Raw genomic sequence first — 12,069 nt, 5'->3', positions numbered from 1 at the left:
CCGCGCTGCTTCGGGCATTGAGTCACCGGGCAACGGTGTTCAACGCGTATGGTCCGACAGAAATCACGGTTTGTGCTGCTGTTTGGCGTTGCCCGTCAGACTACACCGATGGCGTCATTGCGATCGGCCGTCCAACGGCTAACACACCGGTTTATCTGCTGAATACTGACGGCCAGCCCGTGCCATTAGGGGCGGTGGGTGAGCTATATATCGGCGGTGTAGGGGTAGCGCGAGGCTATCTCAACCGCCCGGAATTAACGGCGGAGCGTTTTCTGACGGATCCTTTTAGTGAGACAGCAGATGCCCGCCTGTACCGGAGCGGGGATTTGGCCCGTTACCTGCCGGACGGTAATTTGGAATTTATTGGCCGTAACGATCAGCAGGTGAAAATCCGCGGTTTCCGTATTGAGCCGGGTGAAATTGAGGCCCGGTTGGTGGAATACCCAACGGTGCAAGAAGCGGTTGTGCTGGCGCAGGGTGGCGGTCATGACAAACGGTTGGTCGCTTATGTAGTAGCACCAGAGGATAAGGAACTGGCTAATAGCTTGCGTACTCATCTGAGTGCGATTTTACCGGATTATATGATACCGGCGGCGTTTGTGCGTCTGGATGCTTTGCCGCTGACCCCGAATGGCAAGCTGGATCGTCAGACATTACCGGTACCGGGGGAAGAGGCGTTCGCTCGGCAGATGTACGCCGCTCCTCAGGAAGAGATGGAAATCACCTTGGCGGCTATTTGGCATGAATTATTGGGCGTTGAGCAGATTAGCCGCTATGACAACTTTTTCGCCCTGGGCGGCCATTCGCTGCTGGCGGTGCGGATGATGAACCGGATAGCGGCTTTGGGGATTGAATTACCGCTGTCCACGCTGTTCAAATTCCCTGCTTTGAACGCTTTTGCTGAAGCAATGCGCGCCCGGTTTGATAAACAGAGCAGCAGATTACCGGCCATCATGCCACTATCCCGTGAGGGTAAGCTGCCGTTGTCATTCGCTCAACAGCGTTTGTGGTTCCTGACTCAGTTTGAGGGCGTGAGTGAGACTTATCATATCCCGATGGCATTACGTTTACGTGGTCAGCTTAATATGCGTGCCTGGCAGCAGGCGCTTGATGCGCTGTTTGTTCGCCATGAAGCGTTACGTTCGGTCTTTGTTGCCGTTGACGGCCAGCCACAGGTGGAATTGTTGCCGACGGAATGGGGCTTGCCGATGAAAAAATATGATCTGCGTGAGGTGCCTGATGTGGATGCCCAGCTTGCAGCGCTCTCTGCTCAGGAAGTTGAGACCCCGTTTGATCTGGCCGGTGGCCCGTTAATTCGTGCCGCGCTGGTACAACTGGCTGATGATGAGCACGTCTTCCTGCTGACCCAGCATCATATTGTTTCCGATGGTTGGTCTGTCAGCGTGTTGATGCGTGAATTGAGAACCCTTTACACCGCGTTTCTGGCGGGGCAGCCGGATCCATTGCCACCGTTGGTGATTCAATATCCTGATTATGCCGCCTGGCAGCGTCAGTGGCTGTCGGCGGAACGCATACAGATCCAATCCGACTATTGGCGCATGCGGCTGTCTGATGCGCCGGTATTGCTGGATTTGCCCACTGACCGGCCCCGGCCGTCTCAGCAGTCATTTGCCGGGATGCTCTTGCCTATCAATCTGGATGCGGAGTTAACCCAATCCCTTAAGCGTCTGAGTGAGCAGCAGGGCGTCACCGTATTTATGACCTTGCTGGCGGGCTGGGCAACGGTTTTGTCGCGCCTATCAGGTCAGGAAGATCTGATTATCGGTACACCGAGTGCCGGTCGTGGTCGTCAGGAAGTGGAATCCCTGATCGGTTTCTTTGTTAATACGTTGGCGTTGCGGATGGATTTATCTGGTGCGCCGAATGTGGTCGAATTGCTTGCGCGTACACGGCAAACTGCGCTGGCGGCGCAAGAGCATCAGGATTTGCCGTTTGAGCAGGTGGTGGAAATTGTGCAACCGCCGCGCAGACTGGCGCATACCCCGCTGTTTCAGGTGATGTTTGCCTGGCAAAACAATGAGAGTACGGAATGGAGCCTGCCGGGACTGGCCGTGTCGCCTGTCGGGCAAATTGTTGATGTGGTTAAGTTCGATCTGGAGCTGAATTTATCCGAGGTGGCGGGCCGGATTGTCGGTTATCTGAATTATTCTACCGCCCTGTTTGATCAACCCACCATTGAGCGGCATAGGGCATATCTCCATACTGTCCTACGGGAGATGGCGGCTAACCCGCAACAGCCGGTCGGAAAAATTGATATTCTGGCACCGGCGGAGCGCAGGTTGTTGCTGGAAACCTGGAATGCGATTGAACCTCCGAATTCTGAGCCGTGTTGTATTCACCGACTGTTTGAACAACAGGTGGAGAAAACCCCTGATGCGACGGCGGTGGTATATGAAGAACATATCCTCAGCTATGCCGAATTAAATGCCCGCGCTAACCGGCTGGCTCATCAACTGATGGCGTTAGGTGTGGCACCGGACCAGCGGGTGGCGATTTGCGTATCACGCTCACTGGCAATGGTGGTGGGATTACTGGCGGTGCTGAAAGCCGGGGGCGCGTATGTGCCGTTGGATCCGATCTACACCGGTGAGCGTCTGGCCCATATTCTGACCGATGCGGCCCCCGCTATTTTGCTGGCGGATAGTGCCGGACGTGATGCGCTGGGAGAGGACGCGCTGGCTGGGCTGACGGTACTTGACCCGAATAACCTACCTGATCAGCCGGACAGTAACTTGCCAGTACCGGCATTGACGGCACGGCATCTGGCGTATGTGATTTACACCTCCGGCTCGACCGGCACGCCGAAAGGGGTGATGGTGGAGCATCGTCATATCCTGCGTTTGTTTGAGGCGACTGAATCCCGGTATCACTTTAACCGGCAGGATATCTGGTGCCTGTTTCATTCCATTGCATTTGACTTCTCCGTCTGGGAATTGTGGGGAGCTTTACGCTACGGCGCTAAATTGGTGCTGGTACCGCACGCGATTGCTCGTTCGCCTCAGGAGCTGCATCAATTTGTGTGTCGGCACAGTATCACGGTGTTAAATCAGACCCCCAGTGCTTTCAAAGCCTTTATTGCCAGTGATATCGCCAATCCCTTACCGGATGGCTTGCGCTATATCATCTTTGGCGGGGAAGCCCTCGATCCCGGTATGCTGAAACCGTGGTATGCCCGGCGGGCAGAGACATCGCCCCAGTTGGTGAATATGTACGGTATCACCGAGACCACAGTTCACGTCACTTACCGGGCGCTCTCTCACCATGATGTGGAGCAGATCATAAGTCCTATTGGTACACGTATCCCGGATTTAACCCTCTATCTGCTGGATAAATATGGTCAGCCGGTGCCGTTGGGTACCGTGGGTGAATTGTATGTTGGCGGGGCCGGTGTGGCCCGGGGCTACCTCAATCGTCCTGAGCTGACGGCAGAACGTTTCCTGACTGATCCATTTAGTGGTGAACCCGATGCCCGCCTGTACCGGAGCGGGGATTTGGCCCGCTATCTGCCGGATGGCAATCTGGCATTCCTGGGCCGTAATGACCAGCAGGTGAAAATCCGGGGCTTCCGCATTGAGCCGGGGGAAATTGAAGCCCGGCTAATGGAACACCCGGCGGTGCGTGAAGCGGTGGTGCTGGCGTGGGGGGATGACCAAGATAAACGGCTGGTGGCTTATGTGGTGGCCGCCGTGGATGAAGAGTTAGTTAATCGGCTGCACACTCACCTGAGTACGATTTTACCGGATTATATGGTGCCGGCGGCGTTTGTGCGTCTGGATACCTTCCCGTTGACCGCGAATGGCAAACTGGATCGCCGGGCATTGCCGGCACCGGGGGAGGGGGCCTTAGCGCGGCAGGTTTATGAAGCGCCGCAAGGGGAGGTTGAGATCGCATTGGCGGCTGTCTGGGGTGAGTTGCTGGGCATTGAACAAGTCAGCCGGCATGACAGTTTCTTTGTGTTGGGCGGCCATTCATTGCTGGCGGTCCGGATGATTGAACGTCTGCGTCATGCGGGGTTAACACTGGGGGTGCGTGATTTATTCCAATCCCCGGTGTTATCCGAATTTGCCCAGACAGCCGGGCAGTTCCGGGCGGTGATGGTGCCGGCTAATGTCATTACCCCGGCGACCACGGCACTCACACCGGAGATGTTACCGTTGATTGATCTGACTCAGCCAGAGATTGACCGTATCGTCGAACAGGTGCCGGGCGGGATGGCGAATATTCAGGATATCTATGCCCTGTCACCGTTGCAGGACGGTATCCTGTTCCATCATCTACTGGCAAATGAAGGGGATCCGTATCTGTTAGTCAGTCAGATGGCCTTTGCTGACCGGGCGCTGCTGGACAGTTATTTGGTAGCGGTGCAACGGGTGATAAACCACCATGACATCCTGCGGACCGCTTTTATCTGGCAAGGATTATCCGTGCCGGTACAGGTGGTCTGGCGTGAGGCACCATTGTTGGTCACTGAACTGACATTAGATCCGGTTGATGGGCCGGTTGGCGAGCAATTGGCTCACCGTTTTAATCCCCGTCATTATCGTCTTGATTTGCATCAGGCACCGTTGTTGTACTTTATGGTGGCGCAGGAGAGCAATGGCCGCTGGATTGCACAGCAATTGCAGCATCATTTGATTGGCGACCATACCACCATGGAGGTGATGAACCGCGAAGTTCAGGCGTACTTTGCCGGGCAGGAAAACAGTCTGCCTGCACCGGTCCCTTTCCGCAACCTGGTGGCGCAGGCCCGGTTAGGGGTGAGTCAGGATGAACATACCCGTTTCTTTACCGAGATGTTGGCTGAGGTGGGTGAGCCGACGTTGCCGTTCGGGTTAACGGAGGTATATCGGGATGGTTCGCAGGTGACCCCATCGCACAGGATGTTGCCTGCTACGCTAAATAGCCGTCTGCGCAGTCAGGCCCGGCGTCTGGGCGTCAGTCTGGCGGCGTTGTGTCATCTGGCTTGGGCGCAGGTGTTGTCACGCACCAGCGGACAGGCGAAAGTGGTATTCGGTACCGTGCTGTTTGGGCGGATGCAGGCCGGGGAAGGGGCTGACAGCAGCATGGGGCTGTTTATCAATACTTTGCCGTTGCGGTTGGATATGGATGATACCCCGGTGCAGGACAGTGTACGACTGACACATACCCGGTTAGCTAAATTGCTGACGCATGAACACGCCTCACTGGCGCTGGCTCAACGTTGCAGTGGAGTGCAAAGTGAAATTCCCCTCTTTAGTGCCTTGTTAAACTATCGGCACAGTACGTTATCGGCGGTTTCGAATGAAATCATGCATGGGGTTGAATTTCTTGACGCACAGGAGCGGACCAACTACCCATTTGCTCTGTCGGTGGAGGATTTTGGTGATGCGCTAGGGTTGACGGCGCAAATTGTTCAACCGATTGATCCAGAAAGAGTATGTGGTTATATGCAACAGGCGCTGGAAAGTCTGGCAGAGGCGCTTGAGCAGCGACCGGAGACACCGGTCCGGTTGCTGAATATCTTGCCGGAAGCGGAAAAGCGGCTGTTGCTGGCAACCTGGAACGCAACCCAGGCACCTTATCCTGATCAGTATTGTATTCACCAACTGTTTGAGCAACAGACAGAGAAAACCCCTGATGCGATAGCGCTGGAGTATGGAGAACGTCGCCTCAGTTATGCTGAATTAAATGCCCGTGCTAACCGGCTGGCGTGCCGGGTGATCGAACAGGGGATCCGTCCGGATGATCGGGTTGCGGTGCTGCTGGAACGCTCTGTTGAACTGGTGGTGACTCAGTTGGCTATTCTCAAGGCTGGGGCCGTTTATGTGCCGATCGATCCCCGTGTGCCGGATGAACGGCAGCATTGGCTGATAAACGACTGTTCCGCTAAATTGTTGCTCACGGATATGCCGGTTAACCTGGCGATCCCCCTGTTTTATCTGGCCGGTGAGATGAGTACTATTACGGAGGAAGATCACTTTAATCCTGACTTACCGCGTTCCAGTACTGAGCTGGCGTATATCATGTATACCTCCGGCTCAACCGGCATACCAAAAGGGGTCATGGTGCCGCATCGTGCCGTGGTTCGGCTGATTATCAATAATGGGTACGCCGAAATCGGACCGGATGATCGGGTTTCTTTTACTGCTAATCCGGTTTTTGATGCCAGCATGTTCGAAGTCTGGGCACCATTGCTTAACGGCGGTACGTTGGTGGTTATCGACCATGACACATTACTGACGCCACACAAGTTAGTGCAAGTTTTACAAGTACATCGCGTCACGGTGCTGTGGCTGACTGTCGGGTTGTTTAACCGGCTGGTGACAGAATTATCCCCGATTCTTCCGCAGATTAAGATCCTGATTTTCGGGGGAGATATCCCCGATCTGCATGTGATTGCCCGGGTTCTGGATAATCATCCGCCACAACAATTATTGCAGGCTTACGGGCCGAGCGAGGGAACCACCTTTACCACGATGTACCCTATTGTGGTGTTACCACAGGGTGCGACAAGGATCTCGATTGGTCGGCCAATAGCCAACACCCGGGTTTATCTGTTGGATGCTGATGGTCAGCCAGTGCCGATAGGCGTGATTGGAGAGATTTATGTGGGCGGAGATGGGGTTGCCTGTGGTTATCTCAATCGCCCTGAACTGACCGCGGAACGTTTTCTGGCTGATCCGTTTAGTAGTGAACCCGGTGCCCGACTGTACCGGAGCGGGGATTTGGCCCGTTACCTGCCGGATGGCAATCTGGAGTTCCTGGGCCGTAATGACCAGCAGGTGAAAATCCGTGGTTTCCGCATTGAACCGGGGGAAATTGAAGCCCGGTTGACAGAACACTCTGCGGTGAGTGAAGCGGTTGTGCTGGCACTGGACGAGGGACAGGATAAGCGTCTGGTGGCTTATGTGGCAGCAGAAGCGGATGACAGGCTGGCTAATAATTTGCGTACTCATCTGAGTGCGATTTTACCGGATTATATGGTACCGGCGGCGTTTGTGCGTCTGGATGCTTTGCCGCTGACTCCGAACGGCAAGCTGGATCGTCAGGCATTACCGGTACTGGGGGAAGAAGCTTTTGCCCGGCAGATTTACGCCGCTCCTCAGGGCGAAATGGAAACCACCTTGGCGGCTATCTGGCGTGAATTACTGGGCGTTGAGCAGATTAGCCGCTATGACAACTTTTTCGCCCTGGGCGGCCATTCGCTGCTGGCGGTGCGGATGATGAACCGGATAGCGGCTTTGGGGATTGAATTACCGCTGTCCACGCTGTTCAAATTCCCTGCTTTGAACGCTTTTGCTGAAGCAATGCGCGCCCGGTTTGATGAGCAAAGTGGCGGATTACCGGCCATTATACCGCTATCCCGTCAGGGCAAATTACCGCTGTCATTTGCTCAACAGCGTCTGTGGTTCCTGACTCAGTTTGAGGGAGTCAGTGAGACTTATCATATTCCGATGGCATTGCGTCTACGCGGTCAGCTTAATGTGAGTGTCTGGCAGCAGGCGCTTGATGCGTTGTTTGTTCGCCATGAAGCGTTACGTTCGGTCTTTGTTGCCGTTGACGGCCAGCCGCAGGTGGAATTATTACCGGTGGAATGGGGCTTGCCGATGAAAAAATATGATCTGCGTGATGCGCCGGATGTGGATACCCAGCTTGCGTCTCTCTCTGCTCGGGAAGCTGAGGCCCCGTTTGATCTGGCCGGTGGCCCGTTAATTCGTGCCGCGTTGGTACAACTGGCTGATGATGAGTACGTCTTCCTGCTGACCCAGCATCATATTGTTTTCGATGGTTGGTCTGTCAGCGTATTGATGCATGAATTGAGCACCCTCTACACCGCTTTTCTTGTGGGCCAGCCGGATCCATTGCCACCGTTGACGATTCAGTACCCTGATTACGCTGCCTGGCAGCGTCAGTGGCTGTCGGCGGAACGCATACAGTCTCAATCTGATTATTGGCGCACGCAGCTGGCTGACGCGCCGGTTCTGTTGGATTTGCCCACTGACCGGTCCCGGCCGTCTCAGCAGTCATTTACCGGGAATATCTTGCCCGTCAGTCTGGATGCGGAGTTAACCCAATCCCTTAAACGCCTGAGTGAGCAGCAGGGGGTCACGTTATTTATGACGCTGTTGGCGGCTTGGGCGGTGGTTCTGTCGCGTCTGTCAGGTCAGGAAGATCTGGTTATTGGTACGCCGAGTGCTGGTCGTGGCCGTCAGGAAGTGGAATCCCTGATCGGCTTCTTTGTCAACACGCTGGCGTTGCGCATGGATTTATCCGGTGCGCCGAATGTGACTGAATTGCTTGCGCGTGTGCGGCAAACCGCGCTGGCGGCGCAGGAGCATCAGGATCTGCCGTTTGAACAGGTGGTGGAAATCGTGCAACCGCCGCGCAGACTGGCTCATACCCCGCTGTTTCAGGTGATGTTTGCCTGGCAGAACAATGACCGCACGGAATGGGGATTGCCGGGATTGGCTGTTTCACCTGCCGATCAACGCATTGATATCGCTAAATTTGATCTTGAACTCAGCCTGTCTGAAATGAATGGTGGGATTGCGGGTTATCTGAATTATGCCACCGCCCTGTTTGATCAACCCACCATTGAGCGGCAGGTGGAATATCTCCATACCGTACTGCGGGAGATAGTGGCTAACCCGCAACAACCAGTCCGGAAAATTGATCTCCTGACCGTGGCGGAGCGCCAGTTGTTGCTGGAAACCTGGAATGCAACCCAAGCGCCGTATCCTGACCAGTTATGTATTCACCGGCTGTTTGAGCAACAGGCAGAGAAAACCCCAGACGCGATAGCGTTAGTGTATGAAGAACACATTCTCAGCTACGCCGAATTAAATGTCCGCGCCAACTGGCTGGCTCGTCGGTTAATCGGGCAGGGGATTCGGTCGGATGATCGGGTTGCGGTGCTGCTGGAACGCTCTGTTGAACTGGTGGTGGCTCAGTTGGCTATCCTCAAGGCCGGGGCTGTTTATGTGCCGATCGATCCCCGAGTGCCGGACGAACGGAAAAACTGGCTGATAAACGATTGTGCAGCCAAATTGTTGCTGACAGATATCCCGGTTGATCTGGCGATCCCCCTGTTTTGTCTGGCCGATGAAATGGACGTTCTCGGGGAAGAAGATCACCACAATATTGACTTACCGCGCTCCAGTACTGCGCTAGCCTATATCATGTACACGTCCGGTTCGACCGGCATACCCAAAGGGGTGATGGTGCCGCATCGTGCGGTGGTTCGGCTGGTCATCAATAATGGATACGCTGAAATCGGCCCGGATGATCGGGTTGCTTTTACCGCTAATCCGGCTTTCGATGCCAGTACGTTCGAAGTCTGGGCACCGTTGCTTAACGGCGGTACGTTGGTGGTTATCGACCATGACACATTACTGACGCCACACAAGTTAGTGCAGGTTTTACAAATACATCGCGTCACGGTGCTGTGGCTAACTATCGGGTTATTTAACCGGTTGGTGACAGAATTATCCCCGGTTCTTCCGCAGATTAACATCCTGATTTTTGGGGGAGATATCCCCGATCTGCATGTGATTACCCAAGTTCTGGATAATCATCCGCCACAACAGTTATTGCAAGCTTACGGGCCGAGTGAGGGAACCACCTTTACCACGATGTACCCTATTACGGCGTTACCGCAGGGTGCGACAAAGATCCCGATTGGTCGGCCAATAGCCAACACCCGGGTTTATCTGTTGGATGCTGATGGTCAGCCAGTGCCGATAGGTGTGATCGGCGAGATTTATGTGGGCGGAGATGGGGTAGCCTGTGGTTATCTCAATCGCCCTGAACTGACTGCGGAACGTTTTCTACCGGATCCGTTTAGCAATGAACCCAATGCCTGCCTGTATCGAACGGGAGATTTGGCCCGCTACCTGCCGGATGGCAATCTGGAATTCCTGGGCCGAAATGACCAACAGGTGAAAATCCGCGGTTTCCGCATTGAGCCGGGGGAAATCGAAGCCCGGTTAATGGAACATCCGGCGGTATGTGAAGCCATTGTGTTGGTGTTGGGTGACGGTCAGGACAAACGGTTGGTGGCTTATGTGGTGGCAGAAATGGATGAAGAGTTAGTTAACCGTCTGCGTACTCACCTGAGCACCATTTTACCGGATTATATGGTGCCGGCGGCGTTTGTGCGTCTGGATACCTTCCCGTTGACGCCAAACGGCAAACTGGATCGCCGGGCGTTACCAGTGCCGGGTGAGGACGCGTTTGCCCGGCAGGTTTATGAAGCGCCGCAAGGGGAGACAGAAACCACACTGGCCGCTATCTGGTGCGAGTTGTTGGATATTGAACAGATCAGTCGGCACGATAGCTTCTTTGCTTTGGGGGGACATTCATTGCTGGCAGTGCGGATGATTGACCGTCTGCGTAACGCGGGGTTAACGCTGGCAGTGCGTGATCTGTTCCAATTCCCGGTATTGTCTGAATTTGCCCAAACAGCAGGGCAGTCACAGGCAGTGGTGGTGCCAGTTAATACCATCACCCCGGCGACGACGGCACTGACACCTGAGATGTTGCCGTTGATTGATCTGACTCAGTCTGAAATCGACCATATCATTGAACACGTACCGGGCGGGATGGCCAATATTCAGGATATCTATGCCTTGTCACCGTTGCAGGACGGGATCCTGTTCCACCATTTACTGGCGAACAAGGGCGATCCGTATCTGTTGGCTTATCCTGTGGTCTTTGCTGAGCGATGGTTGCTGGATCGTTATCTGGCGGCGGTGCAGCAGGTGGTTGATCGCCACGATATTCTGCGAACCGCTTTTATCTGGCAAGGGTTATCCGCGCCAGTTCAGGTGGTCTGGCGTCAGGCTCCGTTATCCGTTATCGAATTGATGTTAGATCCCGCTGAGGGGCCGGTTTATGAACAATTGGCTCAACGTTTTGATCCCCGTCAGCATCGTCTCGATCTGGGACAGGCACCCTTATTACGTTTGGTTATTGCGCAGGAAACCGATGGTCGCTGGATCGTATTACAATTACAGCACCATTTGATCGGCGATCATACTGCAATGGAGGTGATGAACCGCGAAGTTCAGGCGTATCTTGCCGGGCAGGAAAACAGTCTGCCTGCGCCGATTCCTTTCCGCAATCTGGTAGCGCAGGTTCGGCTGGGAGTAAGTCAGGCGGAGCATACCCGTTTCTTTACCGAGATGTTGGCTGAGGTGGATGAACCGACGCTGCCATTTGGGTTGACGGAAGTCTATCGGGATGGTTCGCAGGTGATGCAGTCGCACCGAATGTTGCCCACCATGCTGAATGACCGCCTGCGCCGTCAGGCCCGGCGTCTGGGTGTCAGTCTGGCGGCGCTGTGTCATCTGGCTTGGGCGCTGGTATTGTCGCGTGCCAGCGGACAGCAGCAAGTGGTATTCGGTACCGTGCTGTTTGGGCGGATGCAGGCCGGGGAAGGGGCTGACAGCGGCATGGGACTGTTTATCAATACCTTGCCATTACGGTTAGATATAGATGAAACCCCGGTGCAGAACAGTGCGCGGGCAGCCCATACCCGGCTGGCGGGATTACTGGAACATGAGCATGCGTCATTGGCGTTGGTTCAACGTTGCAGTGGGGTACAAAATGAAATTCCACTCTTTAGTGCCTTGTTGAACTACCGGCATAATGCACCGGTGATCATCACGGATGAAAACATCAGCAGCATTGAATTTCAGGGTGGGCAAGAGCGCACGAACTATCCGTTTGTCTTGTCGGTGGAGGATTTTGGTAATGCACTGGGGTTGACCGCGCAAATCGTTCAATCGATTAATGCGGAACGGGTGTGCGGTTACATGCAACAGGCGCTGGAAAGTCTGGCAGAGGCGCTTGAGCAGCGGCCGGAGACCCCGGTCCGGGCACTGAATATCTTGCCGGAAGCAGAAAAGCGGCTGTTGTTGGAGACGTGGAACGCGACCCTGATGCCGTATCCTGACCCGGGTTGTATTCACCCACTGTTTGAGCAACAGGCAGAAAAAAAACCTGATGCGATAGCGCTGGTGTATGAAGAGCAAGCCCTCAGTTATGTTGAATTAAATATTCGAGCTA

General features: G+C 54.7%; 1 protein-coding gene. It reads left to right on the top strand.

The features are described from left to right. On the top strand, positions 1 to 12,069 hold a 12,069-nt coding region (locus C5471_RS21875), incomplete at both ends, for a non-ribosomal peptide synthetase (RefSeq protein WP_166296409.1).

The sequence above is a fragment of the Photorhabdus tasmaniensis genome (assembly GCF_011189505.1).
GTDB classification, from domain to species: domain Bacteria; phylum Pseudomonadota; class Gammaproteobacteria; order Enterobacterales; family Enterobacteriaceae; genus Photorhabdus; species Photorhabdus tasmaniensis.
The sequence above is the reverse complement of the archived record's forward strand: the minus strand, read 5'-3'. Positions and strand labels throughout refer to the sequence as shown.